The 24,649-nt window shown below is 68.3% G+C and carries 22 protein-coding genes; 6 read left to right on the forward strand and 16 right to left on the reverse strand.

All coding sequences use genetic code 11. The features are described 5' to 3' along the window. Positions 1-43: 43 nt before the first annotated feature. Positions 44-1,498: an esterase-like activity of phytase family protein gene (locus BM009_RS10110; RefSeq protein ID WP_093295911.1), complete on the reverse strand. Its 1,455-nt coding sequence runs from the start codon at positions 1,496-1,498 to the stop codon at positions 44-46. 128 nt (positions 1,499-1,626) lie between these two features. Here BM009_RS10110 and BM009_RS10115 point away from each other — a divergent pair, with 128 nt between their 5' ends. Together BM009_RS10115 and pdeM are read left to right on the forward strand one after the other, a co-directional pair. Beyond that, positions 1,627-3,033 (forward strand): M20/M25/M40 family metallo-hydrolase, encoded by a 1,407-nt coding sequence (locus tag BM009_RS10115; RefSeq protein ID WP_093295913.1) that lies wholly within the window; start codon positions 1,627-1,629, stop codon positions 3,031-3,033. A gap of 41 nt (positions 3,034-3,074) precedes the next feature. After that, positions 3,075-3,737 carry a ligase-associated DNA damage response endonuclease PdeM gene (pdeM, locus tag BM009_RS10120; RefSeq protein WP_093295914.1) on the forward strand — a complete coding sequence of 221 codons (663 nt, stop codon included), beginning with the start codon at positions 3,075-3,077 and terminating at the stop codon, positions 3,735-3,737. A gap of 25 nt (positions 3,738-3,762) precedes the next feature. Here pdeM and BM009_RS10125 read toward each other — a convergent pair whose 3' ends face one another. The 6 genes from BM009_RS10125 to BM009_RS10150 all read right to left on the reverse strand — a co-directional run bounded on the left by BM009_RS10125 (position 3,763) and on the right by BM009_RS10150 (position 10,643). After that, complete coding sequence (locus BM009_RS10125; protein ID WP_093295916.1) at positions 3,763-5,619, reverse strand: methyl-accepting chemotaxis protein; 1,857 nt, start codon at positions 5,617-5,619, stop codon at positions 3,763-3,765. Positions 5,620-5,828: 209 nt separating this feature from the next. Continuing rightward, the gene (locus BM009_RS10130) at positions 5,829-6,551 is read right to left on the reverse strand and encodes a head GIN domain-containing protein (protein WP_093295918.1); all 723 of its coding nucleotides are present in this window, start codon (positions 6,549-6,551) and stop codon (positions 5,829-5,831) included. Positions 6,552-6,665: 114 nt separating this feature from the next. Further along, entirely contained in the window at positions 6,666-7,199 is a 534-nt protein-coding gene (locus tag BM009_RS10135) for a CarD family transcriptional regulator (protein WP_066722729.1), read from the reverse strand. Positions 7,200-7,455: 256 nt separating this feature from the next. Further along, a complete protein-coding gene (gene fdxA, locus BM009_RS10140) occupies positions 7,456-7,794 on the reverse strand; it encodes a ferredoxin FdxA (protein ID WP_093295919.1) in 339 nt (112 codons plus the stop codon). Between the two features lie 67 nt (positions 7,795-7,861). Beyond that, positions 7,862-8,173, reverse strand: a complete 312-nt coding sequence (locus BM009_RS10145) for an RNA-binding S4 domain-containing protein (RefSeq protein WP_093295921.1) — start codon at positions 8,171-8,173, stop codon at positions 7,862-7,864. After that, positions 8,166-10,643 (reverse strand): helicase-related protein, encoded by a 2,478-nt coding sequence (locus BM009_RS10150; protein ID WP_093296540.1) that lies wholly within the window; start codon positions 10,641-10,643, stop codon positions 8,166-8,168. Before BM009_RS10150 ends, BM009_RS10145 begins: the two co-directional genes overlap by 8 nt. Positions 10,644-10,879: 236 nt before the next feature. Here BM009_RS10150 and BM009_RS10155 point away from each other — a divergent pair, with 236 nt between their 5' ends. Next, a complete protein-coding gene (locus tag BM009_RS10155) occupies positions 10,880-12,358 on the forward strand; it encodes a M23 family metallopeptidase (protein WP_093295922.1) in 1,479 nt (492 codons plus the stop codon). Positions 12,359-12,501: 143 nt separating this feature from the next. On the opposite strand, the gene BM009_RS10160 is transcribed toward BM009_RS10155, so the two are convergent. The 7 genes from BM009_RS10160 to BM009_RS10190 all read right to left on the reverse strand — a co-directional run bounded on the left by BM009_RS10160 (position 12,502) and on the right by BM009_RS10190 (position 19,780). Beyond that, positions 12,502-14,106, reverse strand: a complete 1,605-nt coding sequence (locus BM009_RS10160; RefSeq protein ID WP_175487997.1) for an ATP-binding protein — start codon at positions 14,104-14,106, stop codon at positions 12,502-12,504. Positions 14,107-14,242: 136 nt separating this feature from the next. Further along, positions 14,243-14,965 (reverse strand): TIGR02186 family protein, encoded by a 723-nt coding sequence (locus tag BM009_RS10165; protein WP_093296541.1) that lies wholly within the window; start codon positions 14,963-14,965, stop codon positions 14,243-14,245. Between the two features lie 38 nt (positions 14,966-15,003). Further along, positions 15,004-15,918, reverse strand: coding sequence for a sulfite exporter TauE/SafE family protein (locus BM009_RS10170; protein ID WP_093295926.1), 915 nt, complete (start codon positions 15,916-15,918; stop codon positions 15,004-15,006). A gap of 71 nt (positions 15,919-15,989) precedes the next feature. Further along, the gene (locus tag BM009_RS22960; protein WP_254772241.1) at positions 15,990-17,015 is read right to left on the reverse strand and encodes a hypothetical protein; all 1,026 of its coding nucleotides are present in this window, start codon (positions 17,013-17,015) and stop codon (positions 15,990-15,992) included. Next, positions 17,012-18,394: a glycosyl transferase family protein gene (locus BM009_RS10180; protein ID WP_093296544.1), complete on the reverse strand. Its 1,383-nt coding sequence runs from the start codon at positions 18,392-18,394 to the stop codon at positions 17,012-17,014. The genes BM009_RS22960 and BM009_RS10180 overlap by 4 nt, the downstream gene beginning before the upstream one ends. A gap of 272 nt (positions 18,395-18,666) precedes the next feature. Continuing rightward, entirely contained in the window at positions 18,667-19,188 is a 522-nt protein-coding gene (locus tag BM009_RS10185) for an RcnB family protein (protein WP_093296546.1), read from the reverse strand. A 112-nt stretch (positions 19,189-19,300) separates the two neighbouring features. Beyond that, positions 19,301-19,780 carry an outer membrane protein assembly factor BamE gene (locus tag BM009_RS10190; protein ID WP_093295927.1) on the reverse strand — a complete coding sequence of 160 codons (480 nt, stop codon included), beginning with the start codon at positions 19,778-19,780 and terminating at the stop codon, positions 19,301-19,303. Positions 19,781-19,896: 116 nt separating this feature from the next. Between BM009_RS10190 and BM009_RS10195 the strand changes: the two genes are divergently transcribed. After that, on the forward strand, positions 19,897-20,409 hold the full coding sequence (locus tag BM009_RS10195) for a ubiquinol-cytochrome C chaperone family protein (RefSeq protein ID WP_093295929.1): 513 nt from the start codon (positions 19,897-19,899) through the stop codon (positions 20,407-20,409). Then, the gene (locus BM009_RS10200; RefSeq protein ID WP_093295930.1) at positions 20,406-20,933 is read left to right on the forward strand and encodes a YceD family protein; all 528 of its coding nucleotides are present in this window, start codon (positions 20,406-20,408) and stop codon (positions 20,931-20,933) included. The genes BM009_RS10195 and BM009_RS10200 overlap by 4 nt, the downstream gene beginning before the upstream one ends. Here BM009_RS10200 and BM009_RS10205 read toward each other — a convergent pair. Next, positions 20,908-21,387 carry a hypothetical protein gene (locus BM009_RS10205; protein WP_139216596.1) on the reverse strand — a complete coding sequence of 160 codons (480 nt, stop codon included), beginning with the start codon at positions 21,385-21,387 and terminating at the stop codon, positions 20,908-20,910. The genes BM009_RS10200 and BM009_RS10205 overlap by 26 nt on opposite strands. A gap of 38 nt (positions 21,388-21,425) precedes the next feature. Beyond that, positions 21,426-22,070 (reverse strand): TetR/AcrR family transcriptional regulator, encoded by a 645-nt coding sequence (locus BM009_RS10210; RefSeq protein WP_093295933.1) that lies wholly within the window; start codon positions 22,068-22,070, stop codon positions 21,426-21,428. Positions 22,071-22,183: 113 nt separating this feature from the next. On the opposite strand from BM009_RS10210, the gene BM009_RS10215 reads away from it, so the two are divergent. Then, a complete protein-coding gene (locus tag BM009_RS10215; protein WP_093295935.1) occupies positions 22,184-24,517 on the forward strand; it encodes a TonB-dependent receptor in 2,334 nt (777 codons plus the stop codon). Positions 24,518-24,649 lie beyond the last annotated feature (132 nt).

Here is a 24,649-nt window from a genome sequence, read left to right on the forward strand (position 1 = left end):
CAGGCAGGTGCGAGGCTCTGACAAGCCCCGCACCTTCCTCACCTCAGGCGACTGCCGCCGTCCGCCGGCGCCGCAGCATACCGCCGATCATGCCCAGCCCGGCGATCAGCATCGCCCACACGCCCGGCTCCGGCACCGCCGCCACCGACTGGGCGACGTATCCCGGCAGGTCCTTGTCCTGGAAGCCGAACACGTAGAACTGGTTGGCGCCCGCCACGCCCGGCACGAAGTCGTTGTCGTTGGCGAGGTACAGCGTGTGGTAGGTCCCGCCGTTATAGGCCACGTCCTGGCCGAAGCTGACGCCTTCGATCTTGGCAGGCACGCCGGCGCCATCGACGCCCTGCTTGGCCAGTTCGTTCACCAGATCGAGGAAGGGCGTGGAGGACTTCGCCACCGCCTTGTCCAGCGCCGCCTTGCCGCTGAGGTTGGTGATGTCGGCGGCGCCGTTCAGGTCGATCAGGAACAGCTGCTTTACCTTTGCGGTGGAGCCGTCGCCCAGACCCTTGCCGTCGCGCTCGTCGACCAGGAACTGGTGGTCGTTCACCGCCACGATCTCGCTCACGCCCGAGCCGTTGGTGAGCTTGTAGCCATATTCGTGGGTTTCGCCGGTCGCGATGTCGATGGTGACGATCCGCACCAGCTTGCCCGCCTTGTCGGCGTCTTGCTCGAGTGCTGCCTGCATGATGCCGACCAAAGTCTTGCCGTCCGGCGTGATCGCCAGGCCTTCCATGCCCTTGTTGGCGACGCGACCGACCGTGTTGCCGCCGATCTCGGTGTCGCCGTGCGGCGAGAGGGTGGCGACGTCGAGGTTGGTCGGCAGCGTGAAGGTCTTCACCAGCGCGCCGGTCGCGCGGTCGAACTGGCGGACATAGGGGCCGTATTCGTCGGAGATGAACACGCTCTTGCCGTCATTGGAGACGCGGATCGCCTCGGGATCGAAGCGGGCGTTGGCCGGGTTGGCGGAGGTGCCGGCGCCGTAATTGTCCGAGCGGCCGCTGAAATAATACTGGCCCGCGCTGTTCACCACCGGCGCGCCCGAGCCGAGCGGCGTGCCGTCGCTCTTGGTGCCGAGCCCGGCGCCGCTGCCATAGTTGAGCGCAGTCGGGCTGTAGAGCAGGGTCGTCTTCTGCAGCTGCGGGGTCAGCGTGAAGGGCAGCGCGCCGCCGGCCGAGGCGGTGAGCGTCATGTTCAGCGTCTGGAAGCGGCTGATATAGGAGGTCGTGTCGTCGATCAGCCCGTTATACGCCGTGGCGTTGGGCCCGCGATCGGGCACTGCGAGGAAGGTGTTGCCGCCCGCATAGCTGAGCCCCGAGCCGATGCCGCCGAGGATGTTCGCGGGCAGGCCGTTCTCCAGCGTGTAGCCGAGACCCGACAGGTCCTTGCCGGTGCCCGCGGCGCTGCCGGTCAGCTGCCCTTGGGCCAGCAGCACCAGCTGAGCATTGGCCGGCGCGATGACGGCGCAGGAAAGCGCGAGTGCGATACCCGTGTTGCGAAGCATGTTGGTCCCCCCTGAACGCGCCACCACCGGCGCCAAGCTCTTGTTAACCATGCCGCATGACGCTTCCGCGACAGGCTGTCCCTCCGCCGGGGTTGCGGGCGGGCACGGCGAGGCATAGCTGGAGACCCATGACCGACTCCGTCCTTGCGATCGCCGATGCCCAGCTCGATTCCAGCGTCGAGCGCCTCGCCGCGCTGATGCGCGTGCCTTCCATCTCCACCGATCCGGCCTATGCCGCCGAATGCCGCCGCGCCGCCGAGCAGCTCGCCGCCGAACTGGCGGAGCTCGGCTTCGAGGCGCGTGTCGCGGATACGCCGGGCCACCCGATGGTCGTCGCGCACCATGACGGCGACGGGCCGCACGTGCTGTTCTACGGCCATTACGATGTCCAGCCGGTCGATCCGATCGCGCTGTGGACGCGCGACCCGTTCGATCCGTGGATCGACGCCCGCGCGGACGGCTCCAAGACGATCGTCGGCCGCGGCGCCTCGGACGACAAGGGCCAGCTGCGCACCTTCGTCGAGGCGTGCCGCGCCTGGAAGGAAGCGGAGGGCCGCCTGCCCTGCCGCGTCACCATCCTGTTCGAGGGCGAGGAAGAATCGGGCTCGACCAGCCTGGAGCCGTTCCTCCACGCCCATGCCGAGGAGCTGAAGGCCGATTTCGCGCTGATCTGCGACACGCTGATGTGGGACCGCGACACCCCCGGCATCACCATCGGCCTGCGCGGCATGGCCGCCGGCCAGGTGACGGTGCGTGGGCCATCGCGCGACCTCCACTCGGGCCTCTATGGCGGCGCGGCGCGCAACCCGCTCCAGCTGCTCGCGGGCATCCTCGGCGAGATGAAGGACGCCGATGGGCGGGTGACGCTCGACGGCTTCTATGACGGCGTGCCGGACACCGATCCGACCGTGCTGGAGAGCTGGAACAAGCTCGGCTTCGATGCCGGCGAATTCCTCGGCGAGATCGGCCTGCACGTGCCCGCAGGCGAGACGGGCAAGACCGTGCTCGAACAGGTCTGGTCGCGCCCGACCGCCGAGATCAACGGCATGTGGGGCGGCTATACCGGCGAGGGCTTCAAGACGGTGATCCCGGCCGAAGCCCATGCCAAGGTGAGCTTCCGCCTGGTCGGCACCCAGGATCCGGACCAGGTGTGGGAAGCGTTCCAGGCCCATGTCCGCACCCGCCTGCCCGAGGATTGCACGGCCGAGTTCGTGACGCGCGGCCCCGGCAGCTTCGCCATCAGCCTGGCGAGCGACAGCGGGCCGCTGGCGGCGACGCAGGGTGCGCTCGATGCCGAATGGGGCAAGTCCGCGCTGCTCGGCTGCGGCGGCTCGATCCCGGTGGTCAACTCGATCCGCTCGATCCTCGGTATGGACAGCGTGATGGTCGGCTTCGCGCTGCCCGACGACAATATCCACTCGCCCAACGAGAAGTACGAGCTGAAGAGCTTCCACAAGGGCATCCGCTCCTGGGTGCGCATCCTCGGCGCGCTGGGCGAGACGGCCCGGGCCGAGCAGGCGACGGTCGCCGCCTGACAGGCATTGACGCCAGCGAACGGAAGCGGGATAGCAGACCCATGGTTCCCCTTTCGTTCGCTGGCCATGACTTTCGCGCGCTGCCCGAGGGCGCGCTCTACTGGCCGGCGCGGCGGGCGCTGCTCGTCGCCGACCTGCATTTCGAAAAGGCGAGCTGGTTCGCGCTCGGCGGGCAGATGCTGCCCCCCTATGACTCGCTGGCGACGCTGTCGGCCCTGACCGCTCTTGTGGAGCGGGTGGCGCCGATCGAGCTCTGGTGCCTGGGCGATAGCTTCCACGACGTCGAGGGCTGCGAGCGGCTGCCGGCGCAGGCCCGCGCCATGCTCACCGCGCTGACCGGCGGGCTCGCCTGGCACTGGATCACCGGCAATCATGATTCGGTGCTGGTCGATCATTGCGGCGGCGTGGTGCACGAGGAAGCCGAGGTGGACGGTCTGGTGCTGCGCCACGAGGCAGAAACGCGCGAGGCCCGGCCGGAGCTGTCCGGCCATTTTCACCCCAAGCTGCGGCTGACGGTGCGTGGCCGCCATGTCGCTCGCCGCTGCTTCGTCGCGACCGGCACCAAGCTGATCCTGCCGGCCTTCGGTGCGCTCACCGGCGGCCTGGACGCAGGGCATCCGGAGATCGTCCGCGCGGTGGGCCCCGGCGCCGAGGCGCTGGTGGCGACGGAGCGCAAGCTGCTGCGCTTCCCGCTGGCAGCCTGAGCCCCGCCCCCCGTTCAGCAGGCGATCAGAAGCTCGCCCATTCCGACGCGTCGACCGTGCTGCCGCGCACCTCGGCGACCGACTTGGCCCGCGGCGCGACAGGTGCCGCGGCGCGGCGAACAGCCGGGGCGGACGAGACCGCACGCTGGCCGCCGGTGTTGAAGCGCAGTGCCTGCCCCTTGAGCGCGCCCACTTCCGAATTGAGGTTGCGGGCCGCGGCGGACGTCTGCTCCACCATCGCGGCATTCTGCTGCGTCATCTGATCGATGCTGCCAATGGCGGTAGCGACCTGGGTCACCGTCGAGGCCTGCGCCTGGTTGTCGGTGGCCATCGTCTCGAGCAGCCCATGCACCTCGTTCACGTCGCCGACGATTGCACCGAGCGCCTGGTCGACGCGGCGAACCATTTCCGCCGCCGCGGTCACATCGGCCTGGGTGGCGGTGAGCTGATCGCGGGCGCGACCGGCTTCCTCTTCCGCCCGCATCGCCAGCGCCGAGACGAGATCGGCGACGACGGCGAAGCCACGCCCCGCCTCGCCCGCACGGCCCGCCTCGACGGCCGCGTTCATCGCCAGCACGCGGGTCTGGAAGGCGATCTTGTCGAGCCCCTCGATCACATTGTCGATGCCCTTGGCGCTTTCGGAAACCCGGGTCATCGCCTGCATCGCCTCGTCGGCGACGCTGCGGCCGGAATCGACCACGCCGATGGCGCCGTTCGCCCGCTCCACCGTCTGCACGGCGGCCGTCGCGGTGTTCTTGATGCGCTGGTTCATCTCGGTCACCGCAGCCGAAGTCTCTTCGAGGCTGGCGGCAGCGCCTTCGGTGCGACGCGCGAGGTCCTCGCTGGCCTGGGCGATCTCGGCCGAGCCGGTCGAAATCGTCTCGGCGCTTTCCATCACCGAGGCGATCAGGTCGCGCAGCGCGGCGATGGCGGCGTTGAAGTTGTCGCGGACGACCGCATATTCGGGCGCGAACGGCGTGTCGATCGAGGCGGTGAGATCGCCGGCCGCCAGGCGCTTCAGGCGCTCCTCCAGCGTCTCGACGACGAGCTGCTGCGCCGCATCGTTGACCGCCTTCGCCTTGGCGCTTGCAGCCTGCTCGACCGCCGCCTGCTTGAACACGAGCACGGACTTGGCCATCGCGCCGACCTCGTCGCCGCGATCGGTGCCCGGCACCTCGGCCGCGTGATTGCCGCCAGCCAGCGCCCGCATCGCATCCTGCAGTCGCGCCAGCGGTCGCACGATCTGCGTCTTCGACGTCCAGAATGCGGCGCCCAACGTCACGAGGATGGCAGCAACGGCAGACAGCAGCAGCATGGCGCGCAGCGACAAGGAAGCGTCGGTCAGGCCGCTCGAAATCTTCTGGGCATCCGCCACGCGGCGATCATTGATCGCCATGAACGTGCTGATCATCTGCCCCGCCGTCTCGTCGGCGCTCGCGAGCGCGCGACGTGCGGCGTCGTTGTCGTTTCGGAGGCCTAGAGCGATGACCTTCTGAAGCTGCGCGTGAAGGTCATCAAGCCGCGCACGCATCGGCGTCAGCGCGGCGGCTTGGCCGGTCTCCTTCTTCGCCACCTCGTCGAGGAAGGCGGAGGCCTTGGTGTAGGATGTCTTCTCGTCATCGGCGGCCGCACGTGCGGCGGCAGACCCGCCGTCATAGGACATGGCCTTGTAGCCATCATACATCATCGCGGTCGCGAGCCGCGAGGCGCGAACGAGCTTGACCGTATCCGGCAGCTGGTTGTCGACGATGTCGCTATAGCCTGTATCGGCAGTCATAAGATTGCGGCCGCCGACCCAGGCAACGCCCAGAGTGACCAAGGCCAGCGCCGCCAGGAGCAGCAGGATCTTGAGCTGAATCTTCAAATTCGAAAAGGCAATCACGGCGAAACCCCAGAGCTGAGCAGGTGCTCATGTCCATCCATCCCCCGCCGGCTTTATAGAACCGGCGAGGTAGAGGACGCGGGTTATTCCCGTGGAATCACACTGATTTGCGTAAACCGCCTACCCTTTCACCAGACGGCGCGATAGAACAAGGGTGCGGTCGGCAGCCAGATCAAGGGGGCTATGCGCCCTCTTGATTCGCGATACTTCTATGAGCACTTCACCTCGCCCGAGCCGATCTTGCTCACGTCGCACTTGGCGCCGCCGCGCAGCTCGACATCGCCCGAGCCCAGGATCGACACCGAGGCCTTGCCCGGCACGTTCGCCCGCACGCTGCCCGAGCCGGCGATCGAGATGTCGGCGCTGCCCGCGCTGAACTGCTGCCCCTTGAGGTCTCCCGAGCCGGCGACCGAGACATCCATCTTGTCCGCACGCCCGGCCAGCGTGATGTCGCCCGACCCGGCGATCGAGAAGGATGCCTCCTGTGCCGTCACCGATGCGAGGTTCAGGTCGCCCGAGCCGGCAACCACGCCGTCGAACTTGCCCTCGGCGCGATCGACCAGCATCGTCCCCGAACCCGCCACCGTGGCTTCGGTAAGCCGCGGCAGCACGACGTGGATCTTGGCCGAGCCGCCCTTGTCCCAGAACATGCCAGCCTTGCCCTTGCGGCCGATATTGAGCGTCTTGCCGTCGAGGCGGATGTCGAGCTGGTCGAGCACTGCAGGATCGCCCTCCGCCGTCACCGAGAAGGTCGTGCCCGTGCGCACGTCGACATCATCCGAACCCTTGAGCACGACGCCGGTGAAATCGCGCGCGGCGAAGCTGCGGCTGGTGCCGGTGCCGCTTGCTTCCACCTTGGTACCCTTGCCTTCCCAGCTGGTGTGGCACGCCGTGGCGAACGGCAGCAGGGCGAGGGCGAGCATCGGACGCATAAGGAACCTCCCGGATCGTGTGTTGCCCACACAATACACGATCCGGGCGTAACGAAAAGGGGGCGCGAGCCTGTGGCTCCGCCCCCTTTTGATCCGACCCTTCGGTTCCACGCCTTAGGCGGGAACCTTGTCCTTGTTGTGGATCGCTGCGGCCTTGCGCAGGATGTCCAGGATCTTTTCCAGTGCCGCCGGCTCGTCGATCTCTTCCATTGCCGCCAGTTCGCGGGCGAGGCGGCTTGCCGCGCCTTCGAAGATCTGGCGCTCGGAATAGCTCTGCTCGGGCTGGTCGTCGGCACGGAACAGGTCGCGGACCACTTCGGCGATCGACACGAGGTCGCCCGAATTGATCTTGGCTTCATATTCTTGGGCGCGACGCGACCACATGGTACGCTTGACCTTGGGCTTGCCCTTCAGCGTATCGAGCGCTTCGCGAAGCGTCTTGTCGCTGGAAAGCTTGCGCATGCCCACGCTCTCGGCCTTGTTGGTCGGCACGCGGAGCGTCATCTTCTCTTTTTCGAAACGCAGGACGTAAAGCTCGAGCTGCATTCCAGCAATTTCCTGCTTTTGCAGCTCGATCACACGGCCCACGCCGTGCTTGGGGTAAACGACATAATCGCCGACATCGAAGGACAGCGCCTTGGCAGCCATGTGCGAGGAACCTTTCGTGAATTACCGGCCCCGGTTGTATTGCGGATCCCGCCCAAGCGCGCAGAGCGCGGCGGACGAGGGAACACGGGGCATACGCTAGCGTCTCCGGGCGAAGGCGAGTCCTTGCCTTCGTCGCGCGCTATTTAACACGCTCGTAATAAAATTACCAGTGAAAGGTCATGCGAAAGGCGCATAAATCCATGCGCCCTGCACCATTTCGGGGCCATCGCACGCGGCGGCAGGCGCCGCGCAGGGCTCAATCGCCCGAGCCGGGGTTCGGCGAGAAATATTTGTCGAACTTGTCGGCCTCGCCCTTCATCGCATCGGCATCGGCCGGGGCTTCCCCCTTGGTGGTGATGTTGGGCCACTGCTCCGAATAGGTGCGGTTGAGCTCCAGCCACTTTTCCAGGCCGTTCTCGGTATCGGGCAGGATCGCCTCGGCCGGGCATTCCGGCTCGCACACGCCGCAATCGATGCATTCGCTGGGGTTGATGACGAGCATGTTCTCGCCTTCGTAGAAACAGTCGACCGGACAGACCTCGACACAGTCCATGTACTTGCACCGGATGCATGCGTCGGTGACGACATAGGTCATTGGGAAAACGGTCCTTGGTTGCGAACGATCAATGCGGGGGCCCTGCTATGCGCGTGCGGCGCGCACGTCAATCATCGGACAGAGGCTGAACGTCCCGATCGGTAACGAGATCCTCATAGCATAGCCGCGCCTCGCCCGGCGGGCCGCGCCGGATCGGCAGCGCCTCGACACGCAGCACGCGCACCTTGCCCTGGATCGGGAAGGCGAGAATCGAGCCCACCCGTACCGATGCGGCGGAGCGCTCGACCCGGCGGCCGTCGATCCGCAGCAGCCCCTTCTCGCACAAGGCCTGCGCCGCGCTGCGCGTCTTCACGATCCGCGCGTACCAGAGGTAGCGGTCGAGCCGCATCGCCGGGCCGTGTGCAGACGGCTCAGCCATTGCGAAGCGCCGCCAGCACCGCGAAGGCATTGCCGGGCACCGCCACAGGCTTGGGCTTGGCGAGCGGAGTGAGCCCCTGCCAGATCCAGCGCTGCGGCGCATCGGCGTCGCCGCGCGCGGTGCGGAAGCCGAGCTGCGCCATCAGCCGGGCGATCGTTTCCGGCTTGAGGCCGATCGAGGTGGCGAGCGCCGGATCGGGGGCGAAGGGCTTGCGGCCCTGCCGCGCCTCGTGCGCCGCGCGGGCGATGCGCTCGACCAGATCGACCCGGATCGCCTGCGCCCCGAAGGGACGGAAGCCGTGCACGAGATCGGCACTCCTGGCATCGCGGGGCAGCACTACCGCGGCATCGGGCGGACCGCTCTCCAGCCCCATCAGCGCGCGGCGGCGGGCAGCGGCACGCGGCTTGAGCAGCGAGGGCGCGAACACGTCGAGCGTGCCGATGGTCATGCCGATCTTGCGGAGCCGATGGCGCGCGGGCCCGTCGAGTGCCTCGAGCATCGATCCCGCCGCACGCCGCGGCAGCAACCCGCCCTGTTCGAGCAGCGCATTGGCGAGCGCACGCAAGGGGGCGCCCGCCGCTTCTTCCCGGGTAATGGCGTCGAGCCTGGCGAGCACCGGCAGATCGGCCCCGACCCGCTCGGCGAACCAGCGCTCCAGCCGCGCCTGCACGCCCGCCTTGGCCTGCGGATCGAGCACGTCGAGCGCGCGATCCAGCTGCACGCGCGGGCGCACCAGGTTCGCGCCAGGCTTGAGCAGCGCGATGTCGTGCCCGCGCCAGTGGATCGCGGTGCCGAGCTGCGTCAGCTCCGCATCGGGTGCCTCGGCCAGCGCCGCACCGCGCCGCCGATATTCGCCCGCCAGCCGTTTCTCGGCAGCGGCGAGCAGCATCCGCTTGTCGCCCGCGCGCGCCTCCGCGGCGACGGTGAAGCGGAAGCCCTGCAGCGTGCCCAGCGGATGCTCCTCGACGCTCACCTCGCCTTCGGGCCCGATCGTCACCGGCAGGTTCGAGGCATCGGCACCGATCTGTCGGAGCAGCACCGTGGTGCGCTTGTCGACGAAGCGCTGGGTGAGGCTGGCGTGGAGCGCGTCGGAGAGCTTTTCCTCGATCGCCCGCGTCCGCTCGGCCCAGTGCGCCGGCTGCTCCAGCCAGTCGGCGCGGTGGGCGATATAGGCCCAGCTGCGCGCCGCGGCGATGCGTCCGGCGAGCGTCTCGACATCCCCGCCCATATTGTCGAGCCGCTGGATCTCGTCGGCGAACCATTGGTGCGGCACATGCCCGCGCCCCTCGGAGAGATGCCCGAACAGCCGCCCGACGAACCGCGCATGCGGATCGACGCCCAGCTTACGGAAATCGGGCAGCCCACACGCCGCCCACAGCCGCGCGACCATGCGCGGGTGCCGCACCCGATCACGGACCCAGCTTTCCTCGGCCAGCCGCTTGAGCACGGCGAGATCGGTCGCCTGGGGGGCCGCGCGCAGCACCTCGGCCTCGGGCTTTCGCTCGAGGCTGCCGATCAGCGCATCGATGCTGTCGAAATCGGGCTCGCCCTCGCGCCAGTAGAGATGCTCGAGCCTGGGCACCTGGTGCCCTTCGATCGCCAGCACTTCCTCCGGCGTGAACGCGCTGGGTCCCTCCGCGTGCAGCGCGCCGAAGGTGCCGTCCTTCTGGTGGCGCCCGGCGCGGCCGGCGATCTGCGCCATCTCGGCAATGGTGAGGCGGCGTTGGCGGCGGCCATCGAACTTGTGGAGGGAGGCGAAGGCGACATGGTGGACGTCCATGTTGAGCCCCATGCCGATCGCGTCGGTGGCGACGAGATAGTCGACCTCGCCCGCCTGGAACATCGCCACCTGGGCGTTGCGGGTGCGGGGGGATAGCGCCCCCATCACCACCGCGGCGCCGCCGCGCAGTCGCCGCAGCGCCTCGGCCACGGCATAGACTTCCTCGGCCGAGAAGGCGACGATCGCCGACCGGCGCGGCAGGCGGGAAAGCTTCTTGGCGCCGGCATAGCTGAGCGTCGAGAAGCGCGGGCGGCCGACGATCTCCGCCTCGGGCACGAGCGCCTTGAGCATCGGCCGCAGGCTGTCCGAACCGAGGATCATCGTCTCCTCGCGGCCGCGGGCGCGCAGCAGCCTATCGGTGAAGACATGGCCGCGTTCCGGATCGGCGCCGAGCTGTGCCTCGTCCAGCGCGACGAACGCGGTCTCGCGCTCCAGCGGCATGCTCTCCGCCGTGCAGCAGAACCAGCGCGCCTTGGGCGGCAGGATTTTTTCCTCGCCGGTGATCAGCGCGACTTCCGTCGGCCCCTTCATCCGGACGACGCGGTCATACACTTCGCGCGCTAGGAGCCGCAGCGGGAAGCCGATCATGCCGCTGGCATGGCCGCACATCCGCTCGACCGCGAGATGGGTCTTGCCGGTGTTTGTGGGCCCGAGCACTGCCGTGACGGGGGAACGCGCGAACTGGCTCATGTCAAAATCCAAGATCGGCGCGCGCGCGGCATTAGGCAACTCCTTGGCGCCGCTTTTCCACGACTTCGTGACGGTTGCGCCCGATCCGGCCATTTCGCCGCATGCGCTGCACGGGTCGGCGTGTGCGGTGTCACCGGGTGGCAAACTTAATTTGACTTTAAGAGCATGATTCCAGAGTGATTCAATGGACGCGCCGCTTCTTGCCGCGCGCAATCGGGTCTTAGGGGCAGCACGGCTTGTTCTTTCGCGACGATCATGGCTCGGGCCTTGCCGGCGGTGGCGGCGGTCTGGCGCGCGCGATCCCGGCCGTTGTCCCCACGCGGATCGGCAAGCGCCTGGCAACGCTCGACCTGGTGCCCGATCTCGGTGCCGATATCGGCTCGCCCACCTGGTTTCGCGGCGCTGCGACCTGCGCCGCGCTCTGCGCCGCCACCTGGATGCTGTCGCCGGGCTTCGACCGGCCGATCGCGGGCATTGTCCCCGCGCCGCTGACCGGCGAGGCCGAACAGGCGCAGCAGGCGCAGGCGATCGCGCCGCTGGTCAAGGGATCGCGCACCGGCGTGCATGTCGCGGCGACGAGCTTGGTCAAGCCGCTCACCGACACACCCGAGCGCCCGATCATCGAGCATGAGGCACGGCTCGCCAGCGGGACGATGCTGCGCGGCGTGCTGCAGCGCTCGGGCGTGGGCGAAGCCGATGCCGGGATCGTCGCTAGCCTGGTTTCCGGCGCGATGCCGCTCGGCCAGATCCAGCGCAATACCGTGCTGGAAATGACGCTCGGCCGCCGCGTCGACAAGTCGCAGCCGCGCCCGCTGGAGAAGCTCGCCTTCCGCGCCGCGTTCGATCGTCGGATCGAAGTGGTCCGTACCGGCGCTGCGCTCGCCATCAAGTCGATCCCGATCGCGATCGACCATACGCCGCTGCGCGTGCAGGGGCAGATCGGATCGAGCCTCTACCGCTCCGCCCGTGCCGCCGGCGCGCCGGCCAAGGCGGTGGAGACCTTCCTGCGCACGCTCGCCAGCCGCGTCTCGGTGTCGAAGCTGGGATCGGGCTGCAAGTTCGACCTGATCCTCGGCCAGGCGCGCGCCGCTACCGGCGAGGTCCAGTATGGCCAGCTGATGTACGCCGGCGTCACCGGCTGTTCGAACGGCGTCCAGCTCGCCCCCTGGGAGAGCGACGGCAAGACCGAATGGTTCGACGCCAGCGGCACCGGCAGCAAGACCGGCATGATGACCATGCCTGTGAACGGCCGCTTCTCCTCCGCCTTCGGCATGCGGATGCACCCGATCCTGGGCTTTACCCGGATGCACAAGGGCATCGACATCGCCGCGCCCTATGGCTCGCCGGTGTTTGCCGCGGTCGACGGGGTGGTGCGCGTGGCCGGCGGCGCCTCGGGCTATGGCAACCTCGTGCGGATCGATCATGGCGGCGGTTTCGCCACCGGCTATGCGCATCTGAGCAAGGTGATGGTCCGCCCGGGTCAGTCGGTCCGCAAGGGCCAGCAGATCGGCCGCAGCGGCAATTCGGGGCTGTCGACCGGCCCGCACCTCCATTTCGAGACCACACGCAACGGCCAGGCGGTCAATCCGCGGGCGGTGTCGTTCACTTCGGTGCGGCGCCTCGCAGGCGGTGCGCTGGGGGCGTTCCGGGCGAAGCTGCACGGCCTGATGGCAGTGCCCGTCGGTCACGGTGTCCAGAAGGACGCGGCGGAGTAAGCTACTTCGGGGGCAACAAGCCCTGTGTCATCCCCGCGACGGCGGGGATCCATTCGCCGTGCGGCCAAAGCAAGAACCGCTCCGACTCAGCCAATGGATTTCCGCCTTCGCGGGACTGACGGTGGTTGCGAGGGCAGGGAGTTCTACCGCCCCTGCGCGCGCCAGCGGCGGATGGTGCGTTCCAGCATCGCCTCCTCGCCGCCGACCTCGCGCCACAGCGCGGAGAAGAGCGGGTCGTCCGACGCCGGGCGCTTGGCGGGATCGAGATCGTCGAACAGCAGCCGCACCGGCGTCGCCACGCCCTCGCCCACCGCGATGCACTCGCGATTGCGCAGCGCAGGGATCGCGTCGAGGAACCCGCGTGCGCCTTCCGGCATCGCTGCGCGGACAAAGGCCTGGTCGCGCTCGTTGTTGAGCCGCATCGACAGGATCGTGCCGCACTGGGAGAGCACGCCCTCGGCCAGGTCCGACGGGCGCTGGGTGATCAGCCCCAGCGACACGCCGTATTTGCGCCCTTCCTTGGCGATGCGGCTGAGGATCCGCCCCACCGACGAGCCATCGGCGTTGCGCTCGTTGGGCACATAGCGGTGCGCCTCCTCGCAGACGAGCAGCACCGGCCGCTTCGCCTCGCCGCGCGACCAGATCGCGTAATCGAACACCATCCGGCTGAGCACCGCGACGACCACGCTCGTGATTTCGTTCGGCACCCCGGACACGTCGATGATCGAGATCGGCTTGCCGTCGCCGGGCAGGCGGAAGATGCGCGACAGGAACGCCGCCATCGTGTCCGCCACCAGCATGCCGGAGAACATGAAGGCGTAGCGCGGATCGCCCTTTACCTCGTCGATCTTGCTCTTGAGGCGGAGATAGGGCGCCGTATCGGTCGCCTTGTCCATCTTGCCCATCTCGAGGCTTAGCACGTTGGTGAGATCGGAAAGCAGGTACGGCACCGGCGCGTCGACGGTGAGCTTGCCGATCTCCTGCCCGATCCGGTTCTTGGAGCGCGCGGCGAGCAGGCACTTGGCGAGGATGTCGGCATCCACCTGGCGATCGCTGCCCGCGCTGGTGAGGAACACCTCGCAATGCTCCTCGAAGTTCATCAGCCAATAAGGCAGCTGCAGGTTCGATACGTCGAACAGCGCGCCATTGTGCTGGAAGGCGCTGCCATATTCCCCATGGGGGTCGATCATCACGACATGGCCCTGCGGCGCCAGTTCGCAGATGCGGTGCAGGATCAGCGCTGCGGACGTCGACTTGCCGGTACCCGTCGAGCCGAGCAGCGCGAAATGCTTGCCGAGCATCGCGTCGACATAGAGCGCGGCGCGAATGTCCCTGGTCGGGTAGACGGTGCCGATCTCGATATGCGGACGCTCGTCGGCGGCATAGATCTGGCGGAGATCGGCGGTGGTGAGCGGGAAGACCTCCGCCCCCGGGCTCGGGTAGCGGGTGACACCGCGGCGGAAGCGGTAGAGCTTTCCGGTCAGCTTCTCCTCGTCGCCTTCGCCGAGGAAGTCGATCGCGGCGGAAACGCGCGCGCCCGAGGGATCGAGCCGCGCCGTCCGGATGCTGGCGATCAGCCAGGCGCTGCCGACGCGGATCTTGACCTGCCCGCCGACCTGTCCCGCATTGGCGAGCGCGGCATCGCCGCTGGTTGCCAGCGCATCGAGCTCCGCGAGATCGAGCAGCACCTGGCTGGACGCGCCGGCAATCTCGAACACCGCACCGATCGCGCGCACGGCGCCGGGCATGCGGCCCGCTGGCAACCCGCCGCCACCCGTCGCTTCTCCCTCGAACCCACCGACGCGAAACTGGCCTTCCATCGTGCATCCCCCAAAAAGGCGGGAGCAGCATGCGCAGACGGGGGTAAATTTTGGGTGAGTGCGCTCAGAAGCGGCGCCAGAGCGCTCCAGCGCCCCAGCCGAACAGGAACGAGACACCCACCGCCACCAGCCCATAGGCGATGGCGTTGCGGTCCGCGCTGGTCGCGACGAAGCGCTCGAAGCCCGATTTGCGGATCTCGATCGGGCGCACCGCCGCCGCCAGCACGCGGCCGTCGCGGATCAGGAAGGTCTCGGCGGTGAAGCGCCCCACCGGCACGCGCGCGGGGATGGTGAGCCGCGCGCGATAGAGCACACCGCCGGTGATCTCCACCGCGCCCGGCGCCTCGTAGAACAGGCCGTTGCGGCGCTTGAGGTCGACAAAGCCGCCGTCGAAGCGCTGCTGGATCTGCGGGGTGGCACCCGAGGCGGGGGAGAGCTGCAGGCTGTCCAGCCCCAGCTCGTAGATCGCCCGAGTCCGCTCGTCGACCAGCTGGCGGATCGGCCGGGACGAGGCCATCGCGTAGAAGCTGGGTGCCGAGCGATAGCGCATCTGCGCGGCGTTCACCCAGATGCCGGCGACCTTCGACTTTTCGCGAACCACCACCGATTCGGTCGGTCCCTTGATCACCACGACGATGTCGGCCGGCCGCTCGCCCTCGCCCGGCGCGCGACCGCCGGGATAGAGGATCGCGCCGAACAGCAGCAATTCGGCGCCGGTGAAGCTGTAGGCGATCTCGATGTCGCGCTGCGATACGTCGGGCACCAGCTCGGGCTTGGCCTGCCCCATCATCAGGGGTGCGAGCAGCGCCAGCGCCCCCGCCCGCTTCACGCCGCGGTCACCGAGTAGATCTCGTCCGGCCGCCAGGCGAGACCCAGCAGCATCCGCGCCGCCACCGCGAGCACGATGACGGCGAGCAGCAGCCGCAGATATTCGGGCTTGGCCTTGGCGGCAAAGCGCGCGCCGAGCTGCGCGCCGATCACCGAGCCGAGCAGCAGCAGGATCGCCAGCACGATGTCGACCGCCTTGGTCGTCGTCGCATGGACCATCGTCGCCACCGCGGTGGTGAACAGCGTCTGGAACAGCGAGGTGCCGACCACCGTCTGCGTGCCCATGCCGAGGATGTAGAGCATCGCCGGCACCAGGATGAAGCCGCCGCCCACGCCGAGCAGCATCGTCAGCACGCCGGTGAACATGCCCAGCAGCAGCGGCGCCAGCGGCGAGATGTAGAGGCCCGAGGCATAGAAGCGCCAGCGGAACGGCAGCGAGGCAACCAGCGGATGGTGCCGCCGCTTGCGCGCCTTGGGCGGCCGCGCCCCGCGCGAGACGCGGATCGCGCCGACCGATTCCTTGCCCATCAGCCCGCCGATCGAGCCGAGCAGCACGACATAGAGCACGCCGATCACCACATCGATCTGCCCGCTGGCCTGCAGCAATTTGAACAGCCACGCACCGATCAGGCTGCCGAGAATGCCGCCGGTGACGAGCACCGCGCCCATTTGCACGTCCACGCCCTTGCGGCGGAAATGCGCGAACACGCCGGAGACGCTGGCGCCGGTCACCTGGCTCGCCGCCGAGGCGGCCGCGACGGTGGGCGGGATGCCGTAGAAGATCAGCAGCGGCGTGGTGAGAAACCCGCCGCCCACGCCGAACATGCCCGAGAGCAGGCCCACGCCCAGCCCCAGCGCCACGATCACGAGCGCGTTGACCGACAGGTTGGCGATGGGAAGGTACAGATCCATGCGCCCCTAGGCCTAGCCGGTTTGTGCGGGCATGCGAAAGGGAGAAGGTGGGGTTTCGCGCGGCGTTCGGCTCAGAAATCGCTGCCCAGGGTGAGCGCCACGCCCGAACCAGGACGAGCGCTGCCGGCGATCCGCTGTCGCCAGTCGAGCGCGATGCGCGCCTGCAGGGCGCCGATCGGCACGCTGGTGACCAAAGTCGGGCCGACATCGAGCCGCTGCACGCCCCGCTGCGCGGCGCCCCAGCTGCCGATCCCGGCCGCCAACGCCGTTGCGGGGCTACCGGCGATGGTCCGGGTCAGCCGCAGTGCACCATCGGCATAGGGCTCCAGCCGGGCGCGGAGGATCGCACCGGCCTGGCCATATGCTTCGAGGCGGAAGCCTGCGCGTTCGCGGTAGAGGCCCGCCACCGCCCCCAGCCCCGGCCCGCCATGGACGCCATCCAGGCCGAACCGCTCTTCGACGGCAATCCGCACGGGTACGCCGGCCGGCTGCCACTCGAACCCGAGCGCGGCTTCCGCTCCCCGCCCGCGCAGCGGCCCGGCCAGGCGCCCGATCGCCGCGAGCCTGCCGCGCCCGTCCAGCGAGCGAGCCACCCGAAGGCCATATTGGCTGCCGCCGAGCTGCCCCGCCCCCGGCGCTGCGCCAATGCCTTGGCCGGGTCTCAGCACCAGCCAGGTGCTGCCATTCCACCGGCGCGCTACGGCGCGAACCGCCGAATCCAGCCGTTGTCCGGGAAAGGCCTGTGCCGCTACCGGCGTCGACTCCGCGCCGGCGCCCTCGGTCTCGAACGTTGGCGGCGGCGCGCCATCGGGGCCGAGGCTCGGCAGGAGCGGCCGCCGCCCTGCCACGGCCGCGGCGGCGAATTGCCCATTTGCCCGCGGCGCCGGCCGGAGGCGCAGCACAGCCCGAACGGGTGCGTGCACGAACGGCCCTGGCGCGAGGCGAACCGCCAGGATCGCGCGGCCGGGCATCGGAGGTGTGGCGATGGAAGCCGTGTTCGCCGCTTGCGGCCACAGCAGCGCACATCGTAGTCCGATCCAGCCCAGCCCGACCGCACCGACGAACCGCAGCGGTCGGCCGCGGCCCGCGCGGCTCATGCAACAGCCGCTGGAGAATCGATCGCCATGCTGGGAAACTGGTGCGCCGTCTTGTCCCATCGCAGCGGCGCGCCGGCGAGCAGGCCGACATAGATCCACAGCGCCCGCCGCGCGGCGAGCAGCCCGATATAATTGCCGACCACCATCCGCGGTGCCGCCCAGCAACCCTCGCGCCAGCCGTGGAGCCGCGTTACCAGCGCAGTGCGCATCGTCAGCCGCCAGCCGAGCAGCGACAGGTTGAGCGCCACCAACCCCTCGAGCAGCGGGTCTCGGGCCGGTGGCAGCTTGCCGATCAGCGCATGGCAGAGCGCCGAAAGGCCCCAGCAGACCAGCGCGGCATAGGCGATGGCGAGTACCGGCATCGCGAGCGTCACCCGGCGATCGCGCATCCGCATCCAGTGATCGCCCAGGTCCCAGGCCCGACCCCAGCCGGTGCGATCCCAGCCGGCGAGCGCAATGCCGGCCATCCATCGCGCCTTTTGCCGCACCGCCGCCGATATGGTCGCCGGGAAATAGGCGCGAACGGCCACCGGCGGACCACCCGGGCATTCGGGCACGCGCACGAACGCGCAGCGCGTGCCCAGCGCCCGCAAGCTCAGGCCGAGCTCGTAATCCTCGGTGAGGCTCGTCGCGTCAAAGGGCATGCCGCGCGCCGCGGCGATCCGGCGCAACACGTCGCAGCGGATGGCGCATCCCACCCCGGCGAGCGGCAGACTGGCGCCCAGCATCTGCCGCACCAGCAGAGTCGCGCCATGCGACTGGGCGAACTCGTCGAGATAATGGCCAGAAACCAGTCGCGACCCAGGCTGGCAGAGCGGCGTGACGGGCAGCTGAACGGCGCCATGCGTGCCGATCCATCCGGTATAGACGGCGAGTTCCTGCGGGTGCACCACGTCTTCCGCGTCGTGCAGCACCACCGCCGTGAAGGCTTCGCCTTCGGCGGCTTCGTCCCGCTCCAGTGCCGCCCAGAGCGTGTTCAGACAATCGGCCTTGGTCGTCGGGCCCGGGCGTGCCCCGATCACCAGCCGCACGCGCGAATCGTCCGCTCCCAGGGAAAGCACCGCCGCGATGGTTGCGGGATCGTTGGGATAGGTGCCGACATAGATGCGGTAAGCGCCGTTTCCCCATCGGCTGCGCATCGACCGCAACATCGGCGCGATCACCGCCGACTCGTCCCAGGCGGGCACGAAGATGGCAAATCGATGTGCCCCTCCCTTGGGCGCGGCAGAAATATAATGTCGACGCTTCCCACGTCTTGCGAGACAATTGCACAGGAACAGCACATCGACGACGAAATCATCCGCCCCGCCGATTGCAAGAAATATCGCCGCGAATAAGGTCAGTTCGCGCGTAGCGGCGTCGAGTATATTCAGAGCCATCGGCATTCCCCCCCGGGCGATGCATCCGAATCGGACACCGGCATGTTTGCGAGGAAATGCAGCTGGAGCAACCTGAACGTTTCAGGAACTGGCAAAAGAAGGCCGTAAATCCCTGCCTCACACGGGATTTTGCGCAAAGGATTGCACCATTTCGGTGCAAATTTTGCGGGAACCCTGGCGCTCGCGCGACGTTCTGATCGCGCAACAGATCCCTTGGATAACCCGCAACCTGGAACGGCCGCATCGACAAGATCGATGCGGCCGTTTTTTTATTACCAGTAGAAGCCGGGCACGACCCGGATCACGGCGCCACGTCGCGTATCGACGAGCAGAACATCGTTATAGTGGCGGACCCACTGCTGGCCGAAACCCGGACGGGGCAAGTGATAGCGCCAGGGATCGCCGATCACGTAGCGCGGGCCGTAATAGACGGTGCCGATCCGCGCGCCCGGCTGGAAGCGATAATAGCGGAACGGCGCCCGCCACTCGCCGCGCGCATAGAGGCCACGGTTGCGGTCGCGCCAGCTGCGCCAGTCATTGTCGGCCCAGCGACGATCGCGGTCGCGCAGGTCCTCGCGATATTCGCGGTGCGCATCGCGCAGGTCGCGGCGCTCCTCGTGGATGCGGCGCGGATCGCCCGACCATTGCGCACGGCGCAGGTCGCGCTCGGCATCGCGGACATCGCGGCGGTCGTCGCGCAACTCGGCACGCGACTGGGCCATCGCGCTTGCCGGCACCAGCAGCGCAGGGGCTGCGATCGCCGTGAGCAGGGCGATGGGAACGAGCTTCTTCATATGCTTCTCCATCCTGATCGAACCCGCCGGTCCGAAGGCCGGCTTGGCAGGATCTATGAACAAGCATCGCTGAACGTTGCGCGAACGATCCGGTCAGCCCAATGAAAGAAACTTACGGGCCGGTGTTGCCGCCGCCCGGGGCGCCGCCCGCGCCCGGCGCGCCGACCGTGCCGATATTGCCGAACAGATCGGAGAAGAAGCTGCGGCGACGACCCAGCGTCGGCGTGGTCTTGCCATAGGGATCGATCGAGGCGGCGAGCTCCACGCCGGTCTGGTCGATCGAGGTGACGTTGCCGGCCTGGTCGAAGCGGATGCGCAGCGTCGTCTGGCTCTTCGCCTTCGGGTTGCGGAAGGCGAAGTTGCTGCTGTCGCGCGAGACGTAGAACCACTCGCCTTCGTTGAACTGGCTGGTGAAGCTGGGATGGCCCAGCGTCTGCATCACCGAATCGCGGGTATCGATGCCCGGCTGCACCGAGGCGACCAGATCGTGATCGACGACATAGCCCTGATGCGTCCGCACCGGCGTACAGGCGGTGGTGCCGAGCACGACCAACAACGCGGCGGTGCCGAGCGTGCGAACGGGAAGCGACATCAGGATCTCCAGGCAAACACGAACGGCCCCCGGATTGCATCGCGGGCCGAAGGCCTCAATATGCGGCAAAATGCGGCCAAACAAGGTCGCGACAGCGGAAGGCACGAACAACGACGATGCGAATGCTCCAGCGGCTCTTCGGCAAGCCCGATCGCGGCACCGCCCCACAGCTCTATGCGGGCGTGGTCGCGCGCGGCCGTGCGCCGCATTGGTACACCGATGGCGCGGTGCCGGACACGGTCGACGGCCGGTTCGACATGATCGCGGCCGTGCTGTGCATGGTGCTGTTGCGGCTGGAGGAAGAGCCCGCCGGCATCCCCACCAGCACCGCCGTGGCGGAATGCTTCATCGACGACATGGACGGCCAGCTGCGCGAGATCGGCATTGGCGACATCATCGTCGGCAAGCATGTCGGACGGATGATGGGCATGCTCGGCGGCCGGCTCGGCGCCTATCGTAGCGGGCTGGCCGAGGGCGATCTCGGCCCGGCGCTGGTCCGCAACCTCTATCGCGGCGAGGCGCCTGCGCCCGCCGCCCTCACCCATGTCGAGGCGCGGCTGCGCGCCTTTCGCGATGCGCTGGCGGCACTGCCGCTGGCGCGGGTAATCGCAGGAGAGCTTCCCGAATGACCGACGTAGAATTTCCCCGCCCCCACCGGCTCGATCAGATCGGCGCCGGCGAGAGCGATGTCCAGATCACCGCCGACGAGGGCGAGCGCGCCGCGCTCAGCCGCCGCTTCGGGCTGAAGACGATCGAGAAGCTGGAGGCCGTCTACCATCTGCGCCGCGATGCGCAGGGCGTCGTCGCCCGCGGCCACCTCTCCGCGCGGCTGACCCAGGCCTGCGTCGTCACCGGCGATCCGCTGCCCGCCAAGGTCGAGCAGGATTTCGCGATCCGCTTCGTCCCAGAACCGACGACGACGGGCGAGGACGAAGTGGAGCTGACCGAGGACGAATGCGACACCGTCTTCTATTCGGGCGGCACGATCGACCTGGGCGAAGCCGCGGCGGAGACGATGGCGCTGGAGCTCGATCCCTATCCGCGCAGCCCCCGCGCCGCCGAGGTGCTGCGCGAGGCCGGGGTGAAGAGCGAGGAAGAGGCCGGGCCGACCAAGGCGCTCGCCGGCCTCAAGGATTTGCTCGCGAAGAAATGAACCGGTGCGGGCGGGCGCATAGCAACCCGCCCGCCACCAGCAGGCCGATCGCCAGCACCACCAGCGATCCCGCGGCGAACGACTCGCCGCGGACGACGAAATGGCCGATCGGCGTGCGCCAGTCGCGCAGCCCCGCCCAATAGGGCAGCACGAGCAGGCCGCGCAGGACGAACAGCAGCGCGAGAAGCGCCAGCCCCAAGCGATGCACGATCGTGCGCGCGGGCATCCAGCAGGCTATGGCCAGGGCGAGCAGCACGACGGTAATCCCCAGCGTCCCCACCGGCGCCGGCCAGCTTCCCGCCGCCCGTGACGCGACGATCGATGGCGGTGCGCCGAGCCACACCATCCAGGCAGGACCAACCGCAAAGGCGAGGACATGGGCTGCGGCCCCTGCGGCCAGCCCTGCGCTCGCCAGCCGGAAAGGCAGGCGCGCGGAAGCGTCCGTACTATTCATATAACACACACTAGCCGCTCGCGGTGGCTTCGCAAGCTCTAGCGTCCGATTCCCCGCGCCAGCAGCTGCGCGACCACATCGGCGATCGCCTCAGGGGGCGTGCCTTCGTCCCACACGCTGTAGCGCAAGCCGAGAAACACGTTCATCCCCATGATCGCCCAGGCGTGGATCTCGCCGACATCGTCGCGTACCTCGCCGCGCTCGGCGGCGGCGCGCAGGCGGGCGGCGATGCGCTCGGCGGTGCTCGCATAATGGTGGCGGAAGCTGGCGGGGTCGACGAACTCGGCCTCGTCGACGATTCGGTAGATTTCCTTGTGCTCGCGGGCGAAGCGGATGAAGGCGAGCAGCGCCGCGCGCTCGGCATCGATCTGGTCGCGCGCGCCGCGCAGCGCCGGGCCGACATGCTCGCGCACCTGGTCGCTCATGTCGCGGACCAGCGCGCGGAACACCGCGTCCTTCGAGTCGAAATAGGTGTAGAAGCTGCCCAGCGCCACACCGGCACGCCGCGTGATCCCGCTGATCGAGCCTTCGTGAAAGCCCTTCTCGCCGAACTCCGCCGCGGCGGCGTCGAGGATCGCGCGCAGCGTGCGACGGCCCCGCTCGGTACGCGGCACCTTCGCGTCGCTCGCCGGCGCATCCGCCTCGGGAATGGAAGTGGCTGGAATGCCACGCTCGCCCGCCATGCTCCGCCTCCCCTTCACATCCCAAGTTGAAACCCGGTTCAGGTTTCAGTATAGCGTCCTGCAACGGCTTACAACCCGCGTTCAAAGATGGGTTGCACCAGGGGAGGATTACCATGTCACGGCACGATTCCGTTCGTATCGTCCTGCTCGCGAGCGCCGCACTGCTCGCCGCCACGCCCGCCTTCGCCCAGGACAGCGAAGCCGCCGGCCAGACCGCCGAGGCCCCGCAGCAACAGCAGGAGGGCGAGATCATCGTCACCGCCCGTCGCCGCGCGGAGAGTCTGATCGACGTGCCGATCGCCGTCACCGCGATCAGCGGCGCGCAGCTCAATGCCCAGGGCGCGCTCGACATCACCGACATCGCCCAGTCCGCGCCGAACGTCTCGCTCGAAGTATCGCGCGGCACCAACAACACGCTCTCGGCCTTCATCCGCGGCGTCGGCCAGCAGGATCCGGTCGCCGGGTTCGAGGCGGGCGTGGGGCTCTATCTCGACGACGTGTACCTCAATCGCCCGCAGGCGGCGGTGCTCGACATCTATGACGTCGAGCGGATCGAGGTGCTGCGCGGGCCGCAGGGCACGCTCTATGGCCGCAACACGATCGGCGGCGCGGTGAAATATGTCACCAAGCGGATCGGTGCCGACCCGACGCTGCAGCTGCGCGGCAGCTATGGCTCGTACAATCAGGCCGATCTGGTGGTGAGCGCCAGCGCGCCGATTGGCGATACCGGCCTCAAGATCGGCGCCGCGGGCGCGCGATTGAGCCGTGGCGGCTTCGGCACCAATCGCACCACGGGGCTGGACAATTACAACAAGGACCTGTGGGCCGCGCGCGGCACGGTGGAATATGAACCGAGCAGCAGCGCCTTCTTCCGCGTCTCGGGCGACTATACCCATGACAAGAGCAACAGCCGTGGCGGCCACCGGCTGATCCCGGGCATCGTCAGCGGCACCCCGGTGCTGGCGGATGTGTTCGATTCGCAGGGCGGCCTCGTCAACCCGCGCCAGGACGTGAAGGCCTGGGGCGTGACCGGCCTCGCCGAGCTGCGCCCGGCCGACTGGCTGACCTTCCGTTCGATTACCGCCTATCGCAAGGACGACAGCGCCACGCCGATCGACTTCGACGCGCTGCCGGCGGTGCAGGTCGACGTGCCCGCCTTCTACAACAACAAGCAGTTCAGCCAGGAAGCGCAGCTGCTGGTGAATACCGGCGGGCTCTCCGGCCTGCTCGGCGTCTATTATCTCGACGCCAAGGCGCGCACCGTGTTCGACGTGCGCCTGCCCGGCGGCGTGACCGCGCTGACCTTCGGCGATGTGAACACCGATACCGTCGCGGTGTTCGGCGACTTCACCTATGATCTCACGCCGATGTTCAGCATCTCGGCGGGCGGGCGCTACACCTGGGACCAGCGCCAGTCGCGCGTGCTGCGCCAGACCTATCTCGGCGGCGGCTCGCCCTATTTCGGCGGCGCGGGCGTGCTGGCCGCCACCACCTCGGATTTCCGCGGCAGCGCCGACTTCAAGAAGTTCACGCCGCGCGCCTCGGTCAGCTTCAAGCCGAGCAAGGATCATACGCTCTACGCCAGCTGGTCGAAGGGCTTCAAGGGCGGCGGCTTCGATCCTCGCGGGCAGACCAGCGCCTGCCGCACGCCCAGCGGCGCCACCTGCACGCCGGCGCAGGTCTATGACTTCATGTCGTTCGACCCCGAGACGGTCAGCAGCTACGAGCTCGGCTACAAGGCCGCGCTGTTCGATCGCCGGCTGACCTTCGCGCTCGCGGCCTTCCATGCCGATTACACCGACGTGCAGGTGCCGGGCTCGATCGGCACGACGATCAACGGACAGCAGACCTTCATCGGCATCACCACCAATGCAGGCAAGGCGCGGATGCGCGGCGTGGAGTTCGAGGGCAATCTGATCGCCGCGCGCGATCTCGGCACCCGTGGCGGCACGCTCAACCTCAACTGGTCGGTCGGCTATCTCGATGCGCGCTATCTCCGCTTCATCGATTCGCGCGGGATCGACGTCGCCAGCCGCCGCCGCATCCAGAACACCCCCGATTGGACGGCGAGCGGCACGATCGGCTATTCGGTGCCGGTCGGCAGCGACGGCCAGGTGGCGGCGAGCTTCACTGCCTCCTACCGCAGCGCCTCGCAGCAATTCGAGCTGCGCACGCCGGTGCTCGACCAGCCGGGCTTCACGCTGTTCGACGCCAATGTGAACTGGGACATCAACAAGATGTTCTCGATCGGCGTCCACGGCCGCAACCTGTTCGACAAGCGCTACATCGTCTCCGGCTACAATTTCCTCGCGCAGAACCCGGACACCGGCGATTTCCTGCGCACGCCGGCAGGCGCCTATGTGCCGACGCTGGGTACCGAGGGCGTGCTGACCGGCTATTACGGCAACCCGCGCCAGGTGTTCGTGACCGGGACGGTGAAGTTCTAGGGGACGACGCCAGCCACGGGATCCTCGTCATTCCCGCGAAGGCGGGAATCCATTGGCCTGTGCGCTGAGGGAAGGAACCGCGGCACCTGCGCGAATGGATCCCCGCCTTCGCGGGGATGACGAGGATCTCCA

The sequence above is a fragment of the Sphingomonas sp. NFR04 genome (assembly GCF_900114095.1).
In the GTDB taxonomy this organism is placed as follows: Bacteria; Pseudomonadota; Alphaproteobacteria; order Sphingomonadales; family Sphingomonadaceae; genus Sphingomonas.